Annotated in this window: 20 protein-coding genes; 16 read left to right on the top strand and 4 right to left on the bottom strand. The window is 37.7% G+C overall.

Annotated features, from left to right (window positions below; translation table 11 throughout):
• Positions 1–122 precede the first annotated feature (122 nt).
• From galU to MKX72_RS25890, 3 genes are all read left to right on the top strand, one after another.
• Positions 123–1,007 carry a UTP--glucose-1-phosphate uridylyltransferase GalU gene (gene galU / locus MKX72_RS25900; protein ID WP_155008471.1) on the top strand — a complete coding sequence of 295 codons (885 nt, stop codon included), beginning with the start codon at positions 123–125 and terminating at the stop codon, positions 1,005–1,007.
• A gap of 246 nt (positions 1,008–1,253) precedes the next feature.
• The gene (locus MKX72_RS25895; protein ID WP_028412002.1) at positions 1,254–2,537 is read left to right on the top strand and encodes a nucleotide sugar dehydrogenase; all 1,284 of its coding nucleotides are present in this window, start codon (positions 1,254–1,256) and stop codon (positions 2,535–2,537) included.
• Between the two features lie 66 nt (positions 2,538–2,603).
• Positions 2,604–3,311 (top strand): WecB/TagA/CpsF family glycosyltransferase, encoded by a 708-nt coding sequence (locus tag MKX72_RS25890; RefSeq protein WP_028412003.1) that lies wholly within the window; start codon positions 2,604–2,606, stop codon positions 3,309–3,311.
• Between the two features lie 36 nt (positions 3,312–3,347).
• Here the strand turns inward: MKX72_RS25890 and MKX72_RS25885 are convergent, their stop codons facing one another.
• Complete coding sequence (locus MKX72_RS25885; protein WP_028412004.1) at positions 3,348–4,877, bottom strand: flotillin family protein; 1,530 nt, start codon at positions 4,875–4,877, stop codon at positions 3,348–3,350.
• Positions 4,878–4,897: 20 nt separating this feature from the next.
• On the bottom strand, positions 4,898–5,431 hold the full coding sequence (locus MKX72_RS25880; protein ID WP_013059777.1) for an NfeD family protein: 534 nt from the start codon (positions 5,429–5,431) through the stop codon (positions 4,898–4,900).
• Positions 5,432–6,060: 629 nt separating this feature from the next.
• Between MKX72_RS25880 and MKX72_RS25875 the strand changes: the two genes are divergently transcribed.
• Positions 6,061–7,113, top strand: a complete 1,053-nt coding sequence (locus MKX72_RS25875; protein WP_013059776.1) for a glycosyltransferase family 4 protein — start codon at positions 6,061–6,063, stop codon at positions 7,111–7,113.
• Between the two features lie 38 nt (positions 7,114–7,151).
• Here MKX72_RS25875 and MKX72_RS25870 read toward each other — a convergent pair whose 3' ends face one another.
• Both MKX72_RS25870 and MKX72_RS25865 read right to left on the bottom strand, forming a co-directional pair.
• Positions 7,152–8,150, bottom strand: coding sequence for an LCP family protein (locus tag MKX72_RS25870; protein WP_028412005.1), 999 nt, complete (start codon positions 8,148–8,150; stop codon positions 7,152–7,154).
• 195 nt (positions 8,151–8,345) lie between these two features.
• Positions 8,346–8,981 (bottom strand): YigZ family protein, encoded by a 636-nt coding sequence (locus tag MKX72_RS25865; protein WP_098627053.1) that lies wholly within the window; start codon positions 8,979–8,981, stop codon positions 8,346–8,348.
• 438 nt (positions 8,982–9,419) lie between these two features.
• Here MKX72_RS25865 and MKX72_RS25860 point away from each other — a divergent pair, with 438 nt between their 5' ends.
• From MKX72_RS25860 to flgL, 12 genes are all read left to right on the top strand, one after another.
• Positions 9,420–10,568, top strand: a complete 1,149-nt coding sequence (locus MKX72_RS25860) for a sensor histidine kinase (RefSeq protein ID WP_034264327.1) — start codon at positions 9,420–9,422, stop codon at positions 10,566–10,568.
• A gap of 77 nt (positions 10,569–10,645) precedes the next feature.
• Positions 10,646–11,329 carry a response regulator gene (locus tag MKX72_RS25855; protein WP_013059772.1) on the top strand — a complete coding sequence of 228 codons (684 nt, stop codon included), beginning with the start codon at positions 10,646–10,648 and terminating at the stop codon, positions 11,327–11,329.
• A 378-nt stretch (positions 11,330–11,707) separates the two neighbouring features.
• Entirely contained in the window at positions 11,708–12,139 is a 432-nt protein-coding gene (gene fliS / locus MKX72_RS25850; RefSeq protein WP_155008490.1) for a flagellar export chaperone FliS, read from the top strand.
• A 120-nt stretch (positions 12,140–12,259) separates the two neighbouring features.
• Positions 12,260–12,697 (top strand): YaaR family protein, encoded by a 438-nt coding sequence (locus tag MKX72_RS25845; protein WP_028412008.1) that lies wholly within the window; start codon positions 12,260–12,262, stop codon positions 12,695–12,697.
• Between the two features lie 106 nt (positions 12,698–12,803).
• Positions 12,804–13,649: a DegV family protein gene (locus tag MKX72_RS25840; RefSeq protein ID WP_033580406.1), complete on the top strand. Its 846-nt coding sequence runs from the start codon at positions 12,804–12,806 to the stop codon at positions 13,647–13,649.
• A gap of 97 nt (positions 13,650–13,746) precedes the next feature.
• Positions 13,747–15,237 (top strand): DEAD/DEAH box helicase, encoded by a 1,491-nt coding sequence (locus tag MKX72_RS25835; RefSeq protein WP_235918780.1) that lies wholly within the window; start codon positions 13,747–13,749, stop codon positions 15,235–15,237.
• Between the two features lie 95 nt (positions 15,238–15,332).
• Positions 15,333–15,926 carry a ComF family protein gene (locus MKX72_RS25830; protein ID WP_224980623.1) on the top strand — a complete coding sequence of 198 codons (594 nt, stop codon included), beginning with the start codon at positions 15,333–15,335 and terminating at the stop codon, positions 15,924–15,926.
• Positions 15,927–15,987: 61 nt separating this feature from the next.
• Positions 15,988–16,401: a TIGR03826 family flagellar region protein gene (locus MKX72_RS25825; protein ID WP_048021753.1), complete on the top strand. Its 414-nt coding sequence runs from the start codon at positions 15,988–15,990 to the stop codon at positions 16,399–16,401.
• 159 nt (positions 16,402–16,560) lie between these two features.
• Complete coding sequence (flgM, locus tag MKX72_RS25820) at positions 16,561–16,815, top strand: flagellar biosynthesis anti-sigma factor FlgM (RefSeq protein ID WP_014457790.1); 255 nt, start codon at positions 16,561–16,563, stop codon at positions 16,813–16,815.
• Positions 16,816–16,836: 21 nt separating this feature from the next.
• On the top strand, positions 16,837–17,298 hold the full coding sequence (locus MKX72_RS25815; RefSeq protein WP_235918781.1) for a flagellar protein FlgN: 462 nt from the start codon (positions 16,837–16,839) through the stop codon (positions 17,296–17,298).
• Between the two features lie 18 nt (positions 17,299–17,316).
• Entirely contained in the window at positions 17,317–18,840 is a 1,524-nt protein-coding gene (gene flgK / locus MKX72_RS25810) for a flagellar hook-associated protein FlgK (RefSeq protein ID WP_154992153.1), read from the top strand.
• A 2-nt stretch (positions 18,841–18,842) separates the two neighbouring features.
• Positions 18,843–19,724 carry a flagellar hook-associated protein FlgL gene (flgL, locus tag MKX72_RS25805; RefSeq protein ID WP_028412015.1) on the top strand — a complete coding sequence of 294 codons (882 nt, stop codon included), beginning with the start codon at positions 18,843–18,845 and terminating at the stop codon, positions 19,722–19,724.
• Positions 19,725–19,741 lie beyond the last annotated feature (17 nt).

The following is a 19,741-nucleotide window of genomic DNA, read 5'->3' as shown; positions in this document are numbered from 1 at the left end:
GAATCCAACATGACTCTTTATAAAAAGAAATGGATTCAAGATGACTTTGTGTACATACTCAATCGAAGACTTACTATACTATAACCAATAAGCACGATTGACATTGACAGGAGGAAAAGTAAGTGGAAATTCGTAAAGCTATTATTCCAGCAGCTGGATTAGGGACACGCTTTTTGCCGGCTACAAAAGCACAGCCTAAAGAAATGCTGCCAATTGTAGATAAACCAACGATTCAATACATTGTGGAAGAAGCAGTAGCATCAGGTATTGAAGATATTTTAATTGTAAGCGGTCGCGGAAAACGAGCAATCGAGGATCATTTTGATAAATCATATGAGCTAGAAGAAACATTAGCGGCAAAGGAAAAGTGGGACATGCTTGAAGAAGTGCAGGGGATTTCGAATTTGGCTAATGTTCACTACATTCGTCAAAAGGAACCTAAAGGATTAGGTCATGCCATTCACTGTGCAAGAAGTTTTATCGGAGATGAACCGTTTGCTGTTATGCTAGGGGATGATGTAGTTCAATCAGAAACACCTTGTTTGAAACAGTTAATGGACGTATACGAAAAATATGAATGCGCTGTAGTTGGTGTACAGGAGGTGCCTAGGAAAGAAACCTCAAAGTACGGAATTGTAGGCCCTAAAGGAGAGCCTCTTGAAAAAGGATTATTAGACGTAGAAACGCTCGTTGAAAAACCGAATCCAGAAGATGCCCCTTCAGGCTATGCAATTATGGGGCGCTATATTTTAACACCGGAAATTTTTGATATCTTAAGCAGAGAAGAGATTGGTGCAGGTGGAGAAATTCAATTAACAGATGCTATTTTACGTCTGAATGAATTTCAACGTGTTCTTGCTTATTATTTCGAAGGAAAACGTTATGATGTTGGAGATAAATTTGGATTCATTAAAGCAACAATTGATTTAGCCTTACAAAGAGAACCGCTGCGAGAAGAGTTAGTGAGCTATTTTAGAGAAATTGTCGAAAAAGAAGGGCATATGTAAAAATAGATTTACTAGGAGAACTATTGGGAATCATGGAGATTTTCAATAGTTCTTTTGGGTTAGAGCCCGTTGGACAAAAGATGGTTATATCGTTTATTGATGAATTCTCATAAAATGTTACATAATAATAAGTAAAAGAAATTATTTCATGTTTTTATATAAATGCTATCATGAAATGACATTTTTCGATATAATATCAGATAGGTTTTATTTATTAAGCATGTCATATAAAGGAGATTTTCTGCAATGACAAAGAAATTGTGTGTAGTTGGTTTAGGATATATAGGTTTACCGACAGCTGTTATGTTTGCCAATCACGGCTTATATGTACATGGTGTTGACGTAAATGAAAAAGCAGTAGAATTAATTAAAAATAAGCAACTTCATATAGAAGAAAATGGCTTACAAGAACGTTTAGAATCAGCAGTTGACAACGGCCACTTTACGGTAGGCACAACAGCTGAAGAGGCGGATATTTTTATTATTGCTGTACCATCACCAATTAATGAAGATAAAACGGCAAACTTGAACTATGTTCGAGAAGCGACAAAATCAATTGTTCCTTACGTTCGTAAAGGAAATTTAGTTATTTTAGAATCCACAGTTCCTCCGCGTACAGTAGAAGACGTTATGCTACCTGTGCTAAAAGAAACTGGTTTAGAATTAGGCAGTGAGTTATTTGTTTCTCACTCACCTGAACGTGTTATTCCAGGAAAAGTATTTGAGGAACTAGTAAATAATGACCGTATTGTCGGTGGTATTAACGAAGAGTCCAGTCGCTTGACTGTTGAGCTTTATAAAACATTTGTAAAAGGAAATATTCACGTAACGGATGCTACAACAGCTGAAATGGTGAAAGTAATTGAAAACACATATCGTGATGTGAACATTGCCTTTGCAAATGAGCTGGCAAAAATCAGTGAAAAAATTGGTGTAAATGCGTGGGAAGCGATTAAGTTAGCGAACTATCATCCACGTGTAAACATCCATTTACCAGGTCCTGGTGTAGGCGGCCACTGTATTGCTGTTGACCCTTGGTTCTTAACGGAGCTTCAGCCAGAACTTGCGAAAATTATTTCTCTTTCTCGTCAGACAAATGATTCAATGCCTGAATATACAGCATTAAAAACGAAAAGCCTACTAGATGAGAAGGGCATTCAACATGGACGTGTAGCTGTTTTAGGTTTAGCTTTTAAAGGAAATATTGATGATATGCGTGAAAGTCCATCAACGGATGTGCTTCATCACTTAGAAAAGCTAGGTGTTGATTACACAGCATTTGATCCTCATATCAAAGAGAATAAAATCGAACGTCAGACGCAAAGTTTGGATGAAGCTGTTGCACATGCAGATGTGATTCTTATTTTAACAGATCATAATGAGTTCAAAGAGCTTCTTCCATCAGCTGTTGAAAATCATATGCGTACAAAGATTATTTTTGATACGAAAAACTGCATTCAGCGTGATCAATGGAAAGCAGCAGGCTTTGACGTAGTGTTACTTGGTGATTCAAAAGTTTCTACTTTATAAAAAGACGGGCTGAACAGCCTGTCTTTCGTTTGTAAAAAACTAAAAAATCAACATACGGGTGATTTAATGAAGGAAAACATCTTAGGAATAGACGTTTGTAGCGACACGTACGATGAGCTAGCGGCAAAGTTACTTCAGGATATAGATAAAGGCCGAAAATCATTTATTGTAGCAATCAATCCTGAAAAAATTATGAAAGCACAAGAAGATCAGGAACTAAAGTCACTGTTAAATCAAGCGACTTATCAAATTCCAGATGGAATCGGTGTGATTTTAGCTTCAAAGCTCAAAAAGGGACGTATTCGTGAGCGTGTAACGGGTATTGATATGATGCTGAAGCTGTGCAAAGAAGCAACTAATAACGGTAAAAGAATTTTTTTATACGGAGCCAAGCCTGGCATTGCAGATGAAGCCAAAGCTAAATTGGAAGAGATGTTTCCAGGGATTTTAATTGTTGGAACATTAAATGGCTATGAAAAAAATGAAGAAGTCATTGAACGTACGATTAATGATTCAGGAGCAGAAATTGTGTTTGTCGCTTTAGGCAGTCCAGCGCAAGAAAATTGGATTATTGCTCATAAAGAAAAACTCAATCCTTCTGTTTATCAAGGCGTAGGCGGCTCGTTTGATGTTATTTCAGGACGATTGAACCGGGCACCGGCTGTTTTTCAAAAATTTGGTTTAGAGTGGCTTTATCGACTATTAAAAGAACCATGGAGATGGAAGCGTCAGTTAGAATTGCCTAGGTTTCTTCTTCGAGTGTTAAGAGGTTAAAAAAGCATGCGGATTATATCCGCATGCTTTTTATTTTTAGATATCTTCTTTTTTGTTTTGTTGCTTGATTTCATCCGTTAGTTCGTGCAAGCTCTGGCGCACATTTCCTTTTCCAGAAAAGTTCTCAATCAATTCCTTTACATCTATACCTGAGGATGCTTTCAGCGATTCTTGAAGAGAAGACATTAAGTTTGTTGCATAACCAGTCACTTTATTAGCTCCGCTGTTTTCACCGTTGCTTCCTGTATCCACAACCGTAATTTTATCGATATTTGCTAAAGGACTTGCAACTTGTTTTGCATATTCAGGAAGCATTTTGATAATCATATCTAAAATAGCCGCTTGACCAAACTGCTCGAATGCTTCCGCAACTTTTTGTTTAGCCTCTGCTTCTGCTAAACCTTTTAAGCGGATAATCTCAGCTTCAGATTCACCTTGGGCACGCTGAGCGTCAGCTTTTGCTAAACCATCAATTCGAACGCGTTCAGCTTCAGCTTTAGCCATTGCTTCAATTCGATATTTGTTGGCGTCAGCTTCCGCAAGCTGTTTTGCTTTTTCAGCTTCTGCGGATTGCTCAACAGAGTAACGATCTGCATCTGCTTTCTTTTTTACTTCAGAATCGTATTGACGCTCACGACGAAGAATTTCTTTTTCTTCTAATTCAATTTGTTTCTGACGTTCAATAATGCGGATTTGCATTTCTTGTTCTGTTACATCTTGTTTCGCGCGAGCTGTTTCTAGATCATACGCTTGGTCAGCACGAGCTTTGGCAATATCTTGTTCGCGACGATATTCAGCGGTTTTTAATTGATTCATTTTTTCAGCTTCCGCGATTTCTGTATTTCGCTCAAGCTCCGCTTTTTGGGCATCTTTATGAGCCTCGGCACGCTTGATTCTTGTTTCTTTTTCAGCTTCCGCTGTTGCAATGTCAGCATCTCGCTTAACTTGAGCAATACGAGGCTTCCCTAGCGATTCTAGATAGCCGTTCTTATCCCGAACGTCTTTAATTGTAAACGATACAATAATTAATCCCATTTTAGCTAGATCTTGTGAAGCTACGCGCTGTACTTCTTGAGAGAATTTTTCACGGTTTTTATAAATTTCTTCGACCGTCATAGAACCAAGAATCGAACGAAGGTGACCTTCTAAGACTTCTCTAGCTTCGGTTTCACGATCTTCTTTTGCTTTGCCCAAAAACTGCTCAGCGGCCGTTGCGATTTCTGAAATAGAACCTCCAATTTTGATGATTGATACCCCATCAGCCATAACAGGAACACCTTGTTCTGTATATACTTCAGGTGTAGATACTTCCAGTTTGCTTGACAGCAAGCTCAGAGGCTCAGCCTGCTGAAAAACTGGCAGCACAAACGTACCGCCGCCGCGAACAATTTTAATGCGGTTTCCGGATTCATCGACGTGCACGTTTTTATTTCCGAGATAGCTCCCTGTTACAATTAACGCTTCATCTGGACCTGCTGTACGGTATTTTGTAATAAATACGGCAATCAGCGCAATTAATAAAAAAACAACAATTCCAACGACAACTAATATAGGTGTTGAAAACATAAAACTCCCCCTAATACTATTTATAATGAGTGATTGGTCATAACTTCTTCGTAAATCACAACGAGTGCGTTGCCCCTTTGTATATCTACCACAAGCACTTTGCTGCCTAAAGGTATAGCAGTGTTTTTAAAGCTGGCAGCGGGTTTGGAGATCGTGCCGCTAACCCCTTCGATAAATACTTCTCCATAACCATCTGCAGGAACGGAAGTAATAATGGTACCAAGTCTTCCTTTTAACGAATCTTCAGTAAAAGCAAGAGACTCTTCAGCCGATGATAAAGGAATCAATACGAAAACGTTGAGCAAAATAACGAGTAGAAGGGCAATAAGAGCGGAAATCGAAATAATCCAATAATTTTGCAATGACGTATAGGTGAACAAATATCCACTGGCACTAAAGAATGTTAAAAAAGAAAAAAGAAGAGTGGGGTTAAAAAAAGGTATCGCTTCAGATAATCCATCTAACAAATCGCTAAATAAAATGTATAAGAAGGTGAGACTTCCGCAGATAATTAATCCATACAAATACACTGTTTGAACAGATAGACCAAACATAGTTCATTCAACACCCCCTTTATGTAAGATGATTGATACTGTTTCTACTATGTATTACGAACCGTATCAAAAAAAGTTTCATTTTTTTGATAAAATTCCTTTTTTTGTTTAATTTTATCTCTGTCCATTTCACTATATTTTAACTTTTAAATGATATAAGATAAGGACAACGATTCAGCGAATGTGGTTTGAAGTAGTGGACATGCATAGGTCAAAAGTTTGTTCATATAATGAGTGGGGCCATGTGAAATAAAAATAAAGGTTTAAATATGCTTAATAAAAAGGAAAAAGAGTTAAAGATGACGAATAAATTAGACGAAAAGGGGGGAGTTCGCTTATATTTTAATAAAATATAGTAAAGAAAATGTTCTACATAAAATAACCACATAAGAATAAAGTAAATCAGCTGTTTATACACCAAAAAATACAGTTCTTTTCTATTAATAGTTTGTAAATGTGCTAATTTTTGAGAATAAATTTCTATTTAAGTAGTAGAATCATTGTGATATAATCCATTTTGGGAATAAGTAAGTAATTATTGTTATACGCAATTTGAAATACTATCCAATTATATAAAGTTGGATACATTTTTTATGGTTTTGGTTAACATAAACCTGAGGAGGGTCTCCATGCTATATTTGACCTTGTTTATTTGTTTTATTACATCTATTCTGATCACTCCGCTGGTTAAGAAGCTGGCGTTTAAAATAGGTGCAACGGATAAACCAAATCAACGAAAAGTTCATCAAAAAATTATGCCTCGCCTTGGAGGTTTGGCGATATTTTTTAGTTTTCTTATTGGATACCTCGTTTTACAGCCTGACAGTAAATATGCGCTGCCGATTTTAATCGGAAGCATCATTATCATCATTACCGGTGTCTTAGATGATATGATTGAGCTATCCGCTAAAATTAAATTAGGCGGTCAGCTAGTAGCGACATTAATTGTTGTTGTATACGGTGGAGTCCAAATTGACTTCATTAACTTGCCGTTTGGCGGAAAATTAGAATTCGGAATGTTAAGTATTCCAATTACGGTATTATGGATTGTAGGAATTACCAATGCTATTAATTTAATTGATGGATTGGATGGATTAGCTGCCGGCGTTTCCTCTATTGTATTGATTACCATCTCTGGTATGGCTATTATGATGGGTAATGTGTTTGTGACAAGCATGGGTTTCATCGTATTGGGAAGTACGCTTGGATTTTTGTTTTACAACTTTCACCCCGCTAAGATTTTCATGGGCGATACAGGAGCACTATTTTTAGGCTATATGATTTCTGTATTGTCTCTGTTAGGATTTAAAAATGTAGCGGTTATTTCCTTCATTGTTCCAGTTATTATTTTAGGGGTACCAATTTCAGATACGTTCTTTGCTATTATTCGCCGAATCGTAAAAAATCAACCGCTATCGGCTCCTGATAAATCTCATTTGCATCATTGCTTGTTGCGCTTAGGGTACAGCCATAGACAAACGGTTTTAATTATTTATGGAATGAGTGCGATATTTGGCTTAGCGGCAGTTATCTTTTCAAAGGTACAAACAATGTGGGGGTCTTTTCTTGTACTAGCTATCCTCCTTGTGGCGATTGAAATTATCGTTGAAAAAATAGGATTAGTTGATAAGACATATAGGCCAATTCTTAACATGGTTCGTGGGCTTCGTTTAAAAAATTAATTAAAAAGACCTCTTGGATATCCAAGAGGTCTTTTTAATTATTCTGTTGTATCTGAAGTTGATTCAATGCCTAAATGCTTGCGGAGCTTTTCACTTACTTTTTCCACTGAATCATTGTCTAGTTTGAAGTAGTAAACGCCGTTAATTTTTTCATCGCTACCGTCTAAGTTAATGGTTTCGATGTCTACTTTTTTCGAAGCGTAATCATAAAACGAAAGCATTTCACCGAACATTAAATTCGTTTTCATATTATCGCCAACCGCTTCGATAAGATTGCCATATTTATTAAGTGATCCAATGGAAGCAGCTTTTTTAATCATGGCTTCGATCAACTGCTGTTGTCTTTTTCCTCGCTCAATATCGTTGTCTTGTTTTCGTGTTCGAGCAACAGCTAACGCTTCTTCACCATTCAAATGTTGGTTTCCTGGTTTTAAGACAATAGCATTATGACGATCTTTTGAGTCCTTTTCACTCATCGCATAAGGTACATCAAAATCGATTCCCCCAAGTGAGTCTACAATGTCTGTGAAAGCTTTAAAATTCACTTTAACATAGTAATCAACAGGGACATTAAACAGCTGTTCTACCGTTTCTACAGTTGCTTTTGGACCTCCGTACGCATGCGCATGCGTAATTTTATCTTTTTTGTTCACTTCAGGTATATAAACCCGCGAATCTCGAGGTATGCTTACAAGCTTTACGGTTTTATTTGTTTCGTTAAAGGTCGCCAAAATCAAAGCATCTGTACGGGCTGATTTTCCGAACTTCCTGGTTTCACTGTCATCTACGCCCATAAATAAAATGGATATATCATCTTTTTTGGGATCGATTTTACGATCACGCATAGGAGAGTTATCGCGATCTCCAAGTCCTTCATAAGAATCAGAAGCTACTGTTTTAGCCTTAACAAATAAATAAGAGCCATAAGCGGTTGCAGAAAGCCCTAAAATAAGGATAGGTAACAGAAAAAATGTAAAAAGCCTTCGTTTTCTTTTCCGTTTGTTTACTCTTTTTTGAAAACGTCTATATTGAGCCATACGGTTTCTCCTTTTATTCGTATATTCGAACACTTATTGTGACACTTAGTATGTGTTATAAATTGGAATGTATGAATCAAACTCGTCAAAGCTATGCGTCTTTACGAGGTTTTTACTCATTGACAAGTAGCGCAACCATCAGAATAGTTGCGCTATTTATCAATTGTACAATGTTTTTTAATAAGAGTAAATAATTCATTCTACATCTTCTTCTAAATAGGTCGTCTCACCTGCTCGAATATCTGCTTGGCCGTTTGTTAGCTCGGTCATCCATTCAATAAATGCTTCTGTTTGAGCTTCCTCTACAAATGTTTCAATCTCTACCATGTCTGCGTAGTGGATTTCTTTTAATAGATAAACGGAACTGCGAAGCTCATTTTCTAATTTTCCAAGCCATGTATAGTCGACGGTTGTATGCATAACCGCCATGAGAGTTCGTTTGACTGTACCTAATTCATTTAACGCTTCGGAAACGGATTTTCCATACGCGCGCACCAATCCACCTGCGCCCAATTTAATACCTCCGAAATAGCGCGTAACGACGACTACCGTATCTTTTAAGCCTCTCTTTTTAAGCACTTCTAACATTGGTACGCCTGCTGTTCCACTTGGTTCTCCATCATCGTTTGCTTTTTGAAATTGATCTCGTTCTCCAATTAGGTAAGCTGAACAGTTATGAGTAGCATTCCAGTGCTGTTTTTTAATGTCTTGAATAAATTGCTGAGCTTCTTCCTCAGTTGTTACACGTTTCATATGACAAATGAATCTAGATTTTTGAATAGTGATTTCATGTGAACTTTCTTGTTTTACGGTATAATATTGTGATAACAATCAAAAAATCCTCCTTAGCGTTATAAATAGAAGAAAAACGGGTATTTACGTACTGTTTACTTGCTATTAGTATAAAATGTTTATGAAAAGACATCAATTAATCAAATTCAACATCACTTAAACAAGCCATACAGAATATACGTTATAATAAAATAGTGTGCAGGCTTGTATAGCTAAATAATGAAATGATTTAAACAGGCAGTTAGTCACTGTTGAAGAGTGAGCGTAAATGGTAATCTATTCAAATAACGCGAGTCAAGCGTCGATTGATGTCGAGTTTGAGGGTACTAAAACAACCGTTACTTTTTGGATATAAAAAGTCAGATAGGGAGAAAATATGGATCTTATCCTCACAATTCAGATAGGTCATACGAATACTATATATAGCATGAACGTATAGACATTTCTCCGAATGTGAGTATAGTTTGGGGTGAGTAAATGTCGAAACATAAATTAACAAGCAAGGCACTTGATGAAATTTTTGAGAAGATTATTGGCACAGTGGGAGATAGTAAAAATGAAGTCTATCGCCTTTCTGAAGATGCCAGACAAGAATATCAGCAAATTAAAGAAGAGTTAGAAGTGTTAAAAGGAAAAGTTCTTGAGACGATAGAGCAAGGTGATAAATTGGAAACTCAGGCAAGGTTGGCTCGAAAGCGTTTGTCTGATGTGAGCCGACATTTTCAAATTTATTCAGAGCCTGAAGTAAAAGACGCTTATGAAAAAGCACACGAATTACAAACTAAGCTGCTGATGAATCAGCAAAACGAATATCAGCTGCGTAATCGTCGAGATGAACTAGAAAGACGCTTGCTTACATTGGAAGAAACGATTAAACGTGCAGATCACTTAGTAGGTCAAATTTCCGTTGTGTTAAATTATTTAACAAGTGACTTAAAACAAGTAGGGGAAATAGTAGAAGATGCTATTCAAAAAGAGTATTTTGGCTTTCGGATTATTGAAGCTCAGGAAGAGGAACGGAAACGTTTGTCAAGAGAGATTCATGACGGCCCAGCTCAAATGCTTGCAAATGTTATGATGAGATCAGAATTAATTGACCGAATTTACCGGGAACGTAGTGCAAAAGAAGCAATGGAGGAAATTCGAGATTTACGAAAAATGGTTCGTTCTGCCCTATACGAAGTACGTCGAATTATATATGATTTAAGACCGATGGCACTTGACGACTTAGGTCTAATTCCGACGCTGCGTAAATATCTTGATACAATCGAAGATTATAACGAAGGCAAGCCTCGGATTACGTTTATTTCCATTGGACAAGAGAAGCGAACTGCTTCAAAATTAGAAGTAGCACTGTTTCGTCTAGTGCAAGAAGCTGTAACGAACGCATTAAAACATGCAGACGCGACGGAAATCCAGGTGAAGATAGAGTTCAACAATGAACACGCTATTTTGCTGGTCAAAGATGACGGCTGTGGTTTTAATCAAGAAGAGAAAAAAGAGAATTCGTTCGGCTTAATAGGAATGAAAGAGCGTGTTGATTTGTTAGATGGGACTATTTCTGTTCATTCGAAAATTAACCAAGGCACGCTTGTTATGATTAAAGTACCGATTATAGCCGCTTAAAAAGGCAGAGATATGTATATAAATAGGGGTCAATATAGAGTAAAACATTTGTTGTTCGATTTGGGGAGGAATCAAACATGCAGACAAGAATTATCATAATCGACGATCACCAATTATTCCGTGAAGGAGTAAAAAGAATTTTAGATTTCGAAAAAGATTTTGAAGTAGTTGCAGAAGGTGACGACGGTAGCGAAGTTATTGACCTTGTAGAAGAACATCAACCTGATGTTGTAATCATGGATATTAACATGCCGGCTGTGAATGGTGTAGAAGCTACGAAAAAGCTTGTAGAAGTAAATCCGGATGCTAAAGTTATTATCTTATCTATTCATGATGATGAGACGTATGTAACTCATGCCTTGCAAACAGGGGCACGAGGCTATCTGCTAAAAGAAATGGATGCGGATGCGTTAATTGAAGCGGTGAAAGTAGTTGCAGAAGGTGGTTCATATTTACACCCTAAAGTAACACATAGTTTAGTAAAAGAGTACCGTCGACTAGCAGCTCAAGGACAGTCGTCTTCTTATCCGCACGAACCAATTGAGATTCGCCGTCCACTGCATTTGTTAACACGTCGTGAGTGCGAAGTGCTACAATTGTTGGCTGATGGTAAAAGTAACCGAGGAATCGGAGAAGCATTATATATTAGTGAAAAAACCGTTAAAAACCATGTGAGTAATATTTTGCAAAAAATGAATGTAAATGATCGCACGCAAGCTGTTGTTGTGGCAATCAAAAACGGTTGGGTAGAAGTAAGATAAGTTCAAAAGTCCGATATACCGCTAGGTATATCGGACTTTTTTTTTCTTTTTATAACTTTTTTTGAAATTGTGGGTAAAAAGTCATGTGTAATGAGAGAGGAAACCAACCGATAAGTTAAGGGAAGAAGATATCTTCTAGGAAGGCGAAGGGTGATACCTCTGTGCATTTACTCGTCCTTCAACTTTCGACAAAAGCATCCATACCTCAAAACAATGTCCATCCATTTGATGCAAGCTCTTGTAAAGGAAGGTCTTCAATACATTCAGATACATATGAGGTCGTAAAAGAATTTATTCAAACCTCAACTGGTATACTTTAAAAATTTAAGAGTTATAGCGCAACACATAGAAAATGGATTTAAAGAAGGCAAGAAGGTGATGAAGCTGAATTTTATAACGGAAGAATTAATCTATCATAAATCTCCTCAAGAGCTAACAGCTATGATGTATGAAAAATTTATTCAAAATATTGATGAAGCTGTTAGAGCAATTCAACACAGCGATTATTTTACAGCGAATGAAAAAATTAAACAGTGCAACGATATTTTATATCGTCTAGGAATTGGCTTAACATATCAAGCAGGTATTATTGCAGAGCAGTTAGATACCCTTTACAACTATATGTCTGAGCGATTAATTATGGCTAATTTAAAAAAAGATACGTTTATTTTATGTGAAGTTCAACAAATGATGAAGAAGCTTTCTAACGCTTGGAATGAAGTGTTAAAAAAGAGGCCTAAAGTTACCTCTTCGCCCCGCAAAAACAAGCTGTCTTCTTATGAACAGCACATACGTATTACTCTTAGCTAAAGGATAATCATCATATCCACGCATCAGATGCCTCTCGAAACTTTTCAGCTAATCAAGCAAGCACATCTAAAAGTCTAAACTGAATGAAGTGTATACTAACAGAGAAAGGAGAGATACATAGTGGAGTTACAGCGAATTAACGGTCTTTCTTCTTCCGTGAATCTCATTAGAGAAAAAGAAGTAAGTAGTTCGGCTTCATTTACAGGAGTAATGGTAAAGAAACAAAAAGAACTGACCTATGAACATTTAACTCAAGTGATAAATAAAATTGAAGAACAGGGAAAGCAGTTAGTAAAAAGTCAAACTATTGATTCTTTGCGGAAATACAAGACGCTTGTGAAGCAGTTTATGAACGAAGTCGTTAAAAATAGTTTTGAACTGCATGAAGAAAGAGGATTTAACCACAGAGGAACCACTAAAGTATATAAGCTAGTGAAAGAAGTGGATACGAAACTAGTTGATTTGACAAATGATATCCTTCAAAAAGAAAAAGACAGTTTAAATTTACTCAAGCAGGTAGGGGAAATTCAAGGTTTGTTAATTAATATGTATACGTGAAGGAGCTTTTACTAATAGGTAAACCTCTCGTTACATGCATTTTAATCCTAAATGTTGTAGAATAGAGTGAAATTATTTTATATAACAAAGGATGGATCCCTATCTTATGAAAACAGCAATTATTACAGATAGTACCGCCTATATATCAGAGGAAATTCGATCAAACTATCATATACATATGGTACCGCTAAGCGTTATTTTTGGTGAAGAAACATATCGTGAAGAAGTAGATATGACTGCAAATCAATATTTTGAAAAAATTAAAGAAGCAAAAAATCTTCCAACCACTTCTCAGCCTGCTATTGGAGAATTTGTAGAGTTGTTTGAACAGTTAAAACGAGATCAGTTCGATGCTGCTATCGTTATTACGTTATCTAGTGGAATTAGCGGAACGTATCAGGGTGCTTTGACGGCAGGTAGCATGGTAGAAGACTTTGATGTGCACGTATTTGATTCAGAAATCAGCTGTATGGTTCAGGGCTTTTATGCGATTGAAGGAGCCGAGATGGTCCGATTAAATAAACATCCTGACGAAATCATTGCGCGTTTCGAAGAGATGAAACTATCAATGCGTGCGTATTTTATGGTAGATGATTTATCTCACTTACAGCGCGGAGGTCGCCTAAATGCTGCTCAGGCTATTATTGGCAGTCTTCTTCAAGTAAAGCCCGTGCTCCATTTTGAATCTAAAAAAATCGTTCCGTTTGAAAAAATTCGTACGCGTAAGCGAGCATTAAAACGAATTACCGAGCTTCTTGATGAAGATGCAAAAGAAAACGTACCTATGAAAGCTGTAGTTATTCATTCTAATCGTGAAAATGAAGCAAAAGAAATTCAACGAGACTTAGAACAAGAATATCCTCATATTGAATGGAGCCTTTCTTATTTTGGGGCTGTCATTGGCACGCATTTAGGTGAAGGTGCCATCGGTATAGGCTGGTATAAAAAGTAATCGAAAACCAAATCATTTGATTTGGTTTTTTTGCAGGAAAAAACACCTTTTTTTGCGTATATAGATGTGTACGATAAAAATGGAAAGGAATGAAGAGATGCTTTTTACTGTTAAACAAGAACTGCTAGATCCCGTTCAAGTGCCTAGTCCTGATGCTTTTCCTCTCTCTCAAATCGATACGTGGAGAACTCCACCTTTAAATCCTTCATACCCTTACTCTTTAGATCTTCAGCGCTCTTTAAGCGGAAAGCAGCTGCTACTCAATCAGACTCCCTATCCTTTACCCCTCATTCGTGAACATTACCTAAACGGATATATTTCCTATCAAAAAGCAATCACCCAAAAAGAAAATCGATATAGATGCAACCGGTGTGGAAGTGATAGCCCTTTTTATTTCGCTTCATTTCCATGCAGTAGATGTCACCAGAACTGCTACTATTGCCGAGCATGTATTGTAATGGGCAAAGTAAGTGAATGCACACCCTTTATAAACTGGGAAGGGCCAGCAAGTAACGCCCTGCCAAAAAGCAGCGTGATGAATTGGAAAGGCACGCTGTCTAAAGCTCAAGAACGTGCTTCAAATGAGCTCATTCAAGCTATAAAAAAGGATGGAGAGCTGTTAATTTGGGCTGTTTGCGGAGCAGGAAAAACGGAAATTTTATTTAAAGGTATTGAATCCGCGTTGAACAGCGGAAAGAAAGTCTGTATTGCTACTCCAAGAACAGACGTGGTTATTGAGTTAAAGCCAAGAATTCAATCGGCATTTCCGGATATATCTGTGCTGGCTATGTATGGAGGCAGCGAAGACCGTTTTCATGAATCCTCTCTTATTATTTCCACCACTCATCAACTTTTGCATTATTATCAAGCATTCGATGTGCTTATTATTGACGAAGTAGATGCATTCCCGTATTCAACAGAGCCTATGCTGCACTATGCTGTTGCAAAAGCAGCTAAACACGTTGCGTCAAAGATTTATTTAACAGCGACTCCAAGTGAATCATTAAAAAAAGACGTTGAGCAAGGAAAAAAACAAGTAGTTAAAATTCCAGCCCGCTATCACCGAATGCTTATTCCTGTTCCTCGGTTTGAATGGTGTGGCAATTGGAAGAAAAAAATAAAAACAGATACCTTGCCTGCTAATGTTGAGAAATGGGTAAAAAAAAGAATAGATGAAGGGAAACAATGCTTTGTCTTCGTCCCGCAAATTAAGTGGATTGCTCCGATCACAGACATGATTCGAAAGCTGACCGAAAAGGTAGACGGTGTCCATGCTGAAGATTCCCAGCGAAAAGAAAAAGTAATGAAATTTAGAGAAGGGCAGCTCGTTATTTTAGTAACGACAACCATATTGGAGCGAGGCGTAACGGTTCCCAACATAGATGTTGCAGTATTGGGAGCAGAAGAAACGATTTTTACTGAAAGTGCTCTTGTGCAGATTTCAGGAAGGGTGGGGAGGAGTGCTCAATTTCCAACGGGAGACGTGGTCTTTTTTCATTATGGACAATCTCTGTCTATGCGAAAAGCAAAAGGACATATTGAACATATGAATGCTCTAGCTTATAAGGAAGGGCTGATTGATCGATGACAATATGTCTGATTTGTTTTGAACCTCTTGTCTCTTCTTTCGATTGGAGGTCATTGTTAAAATCTTCTTCAACGGATAGGATTTGCACTGTTTGCTTGCAAAGATGTCCCATCATCACCAGTAGCGTTTGCAGGGGATGCGGCCGCTCTCTTGCAGACCTGGCTCCTTCTCATTATGAGCTAGACACATGTAAGGACTGTCAGAAATGGAATGATGCTTCTTTTTTTAACCGTTCTCTTTATACGTACAGTGATTTTATGCAAAGCATAATAGAGCGTTTTAAATTTCAAGGAGACTATGAAATTATCCAAGCATTCAAGGAGCAGTGGTATAAGTTCTATAAAAAAGAATGTAACCCAAAAGCTATACTAGTTCCTGTACCTTTAACGGAGGAGAGATTATACGAAAGAGGGTTTAACCAATCTTTAGCACTAGCTGAACTGATCAGTGACAACATAGAAATGCCTCTTGTTCGTTGTTCAGGAACAAAGCAATCAAAGAAAAATAGGCGAAGTCGGCTGACAGAAAGGCTGGAATTTAAAGTAGTCGACTCCTCAATGGTTACGAATCAAGAATTTCTCTTGATTGATGACATTTATACAACAGGAGCAACCGTGCGCCAAGCGGCAAAGTGTTTGCAGGAAGCTGGGGCACGTTCAGTTCGTTCGCTCACTTTAATTCGTGCATGAAGATGTATAATTTAAAACTTTGACCGATAGTAAAATAAAAAACAAATGAGGAGTTTCGAATATGGGAACGTTAGATAATTGCAGGGAATGCGGTCATTTATTTGTGAAAATTGGATCAATAAATATATGTAAATCATGTTTTGACAAAGAAGAAGCTCTGTTTCAACGTGTTTCTTCATTCTTGAAGAAAAGAGCAAATCGTACAGCAACGACTTACGAAGTGATGAAAGAAACGGGCGTTTCAGATTTGTTAATTCATCAATTTATTCGACAAGGTCGCTTAGTGTTAGCTAACTTTCCAAATATAAGCTATCCATGCATGCAATGCAACGCTCAGATTCGGGAAGGGAAACTTTGCCATTCATGCTCTCAAGAAATTAAACATGGGTTAGAAAAGCATAATCGTGAGATGATTCGTTCAAATGAAGAGCCCACGCGTCCCACCTATCGTTCTAACGAAAGGAAAAAAGAGTAAAAGTGTGCTGAATGTTTGCAGACTCTCTATCTATAGACCTATGTTTAAGGTGGACTGTGAAAATGGTCTCAACTTCCTTGCGGATGCTAAAGGTTTAGGTGGAAATTCCGATATAATGAATAGAGATAACGGATACAAATATAAAAAGAGGTGAGAGAGATGAAGATTAACCCATCGAACTTATTTGGAATAAATCCGTACAAAAAACAATCAGAAAAAACAGAACAGGTCTCTAAAAAAAATCCACAAGATCAGATTCATATTTCATCTGAGGCGAAGAAACTTCAGGGAAATGAACCATCTCCAGAAAGACTTGAAAAATTGGAGAAGCTCAAACAGCAAATTAACAGCGGAACATACGAAATTAACGGAAAAGAAATTGCTAAAAGTATTGTAGATTTCTATAAAAAATAAAAGGACTGACATTGATTGAACGTGCAAGAAATTCAAACGATACTAGAAAAACAAGTAACGCTTCATAAAAGTTTGTATGTCATTGTTAAAGAGAAAACGAATTTTATTATTAAACAAGATGTAAAGGCATTGACGGCTTCTTTGCAAAAAGAGCAATCTCATATAGCTGCTATTTCTGCACTGGAAACAAAACGTATAGAAGCAATGGAAAAAGGCGGACATACTGCTCGCTCCATTGAAGAAATAGCAGGCTCATTCTCTGAATACTCCATCTTGATACCCTTTCAAAAACAGCTAATAGATATCATTCAAGATATAAAGTATGCAAATGACTTAAACAATCAGCTGCTCACACAGTCTTTACAGCTGATTCATACCGAACTAGACCTTCTTGTTCCATCGAAGCGAGAGGATTCGTTCAATTACACAAAAACAAATAATAGATCGTTTCAGTCCAACTCTATTTTTAATTCGAAGGCATAAAGAACGGAGGAAAGCAGAATGAGTTCAACATTTCATGGTTTGCAGGTGGCTAAACGAGGAATGGACGCCCAACAAGCGGCTCTTTACACGATTGGCCATAACGTATCTAATGCAAATACGCCGGGCTATACGCGTCAGCGAGTAAGTTTAGAAACGTTCCCAGCTTATCCGGCCCCAGGGATGAATCAGACTGGGACTGCGGGTCAAATAGGAATGGGAGTAGAAGCCAGCACGGTAGAGCGAATACGTGATACATTTTTAGATACCCAGTATCGAGATGAAACCATTAAAGTGGGGTATTGGGATGCACGCGCTGGTGCTCTTGAAAAAATGGAGGAAATTATGAATGAACCTACTGAAGATGGACTTTCAGCTGTTTTTAATCAATTCTTTGAGGCCATTCAAGATGTAGCTTCACACCCTTCAGAAGCAGGAGCCAGGTCTGTTATGATTGAACGAGCTGAAGCAGTAGGCGATACTTTCTCTTATTTATCTACTTCTTTAAAAACGATTCAAGGTGATTTACAAAACGAGCGTGACGTAGCCGTAACACAAGTAAATTCGTTGCTAGAGCAAATAAATAATGTGAACCAACAAATACAAAACGTAGAACCAAATGGCTATTTACCTAATGATTTGTATGATGAAAGAGATCGGCTGCTAGATGAGATTTCTAAATTTATGCCGGTTTCTTTAGAGTATACAAAAAGCAGCGGGAACGCTTCTGCAACGTCAGAAGGAGTGGTAACGGTTCAGCTTCAAACGTCTCAAGGACCTATTACTCTTTTAGATGGGAAAACTCATCAAATAAATACCATCAGTTTGACAACAAATCAAGATTCCTATGTGACGGGCATTCATATAGGGGATGAGATACGGAAACCTGAGTCATTTCCTCAAGGAAAACTTAAAGGGTTAATTGAGGCTTCTGGATATATAGATAATAGTGGTAATAGAACTGGTGTTTACGCTTCAATGATTGATGATTTAGATGAAATGGCATATGAATTTGTGAACTGGTTTAATGATAAGCACGAACAAGGTGTCACGCTAGATGGTGAGAATGGTGTGTCCTTTTTTAATGAGATTTCTCAAAAAGAAGGAGCTGCAACTGGAATTGTTATTGCTGATAAAATCAAACAAAACACAAACAATATCGCTGCTGCTTCTTCGGCCTCTTCTGAAGATGATGGAACTGGCCGCAAAGGAGATGGACAAAATGCTCAGCTGTTGTCTCAATTTCGTCAAAAGGTGCTTATTAATTCCGGAAACGGAGCTGTTTCATTAGATGGATTTTATCAATCTGTCATTGGCCAAATGTCAGTAGATGCCCAACAAGCCAACCGCTTAAAAAGTAATTCAGAAACTCTCCAAGGAGCTGTGGAGCAAAGGCGCCAGTCTACCAGTGCAGTTTCATTGGATGAAGAGATGACCAATATGATTCAGTTTCAGCATGCATATAACGCTAGTGCCCGTATGGTGACGATGATTGATGAAATGCTTGATAAAATTGTAAACGGTCTTGGAACTGGAGGAAGGTAAAGATGCGTGTCACACAAGGAATGTTAGCGGCTAATTCGTTAAAACAGATTAGCAATAGCTATAATAAGCTGGAAACCCTTCAAAACCAATTATCAACGGGAAAGAAAATTACTCGTCCTTCCGATGACCCGGTAGTCGCTACGAAAGGAATGGCGTATCGGTCTAATCTTTCTGAAGTAAATCAATATAAACGTAATTTAACAGAAGCTCAGTCTTGGTTTGATAGTTCAGAATCAGGACTTGAACAAGTCAATTCCATTCTTCAGCGCACTAAAGAGCTGGTCGTGCAAGGGTTAAACGGTACGAATGAAAGTGATGACCGACAAGCGATTGCACGTGAAATTGAACAGTTAAAGCTGGATTATATGCAAGTCGGCAATACGCAGGTGGCAGGAAACTATATCTTTAACGGTGTAAATGTGGGAGCACCGCCGATTAGTGAGAATGCAAGCGGTATGATAGAATCGAATATTAATCTGGATCCTTTTTCGGTTGAGGTATCAAAAGGTATCCAGCTGAGAGTCAATATTCATCCTGAAAACATCTTTGGACAAGGTGCATTCGACTTAATGAACAATGTTCAAACAGCTTTTGAACAAAACGATGTAAACTCACTAAAAGATCTTTCTACACAGGTAGACACGCAGCTGTCTACGCTATTAGCGGAGCGATCTGAATTGGGAGCAAGGAGCAATCGGCTTGAGCTGATCGAAAACCGCCTTGATTCACAGGAAATTACGGCTACTAAGATGCTTTCAAATAATGAAGATGCAGATATTGAAAAAGTCATTACGGATTTAACCGTACAAGAAAGCGTGCATCGTGCTGCTTTGGGAGTAGGGGCTCAAATTATTCAGCCTACGCTGCTAGATTTCTTGCGTTAAAAAGCTCCTTCTAAACA

Origin of the sequence: Priestia sp. FSL R5-0597, from assembly GCF_038006305.1 — a bacterium.
GTDB classification, from domain to species: Bacteria; Bacillota; Bacilli; order Bacillales; family Bacillaceae_H; genus Priestia; species Priestia zanthoxyli.
Note: the sequence above shows the minus strand (reverse complement) of the source record. Positions and strands in the feature narration are given on the sequence as shown.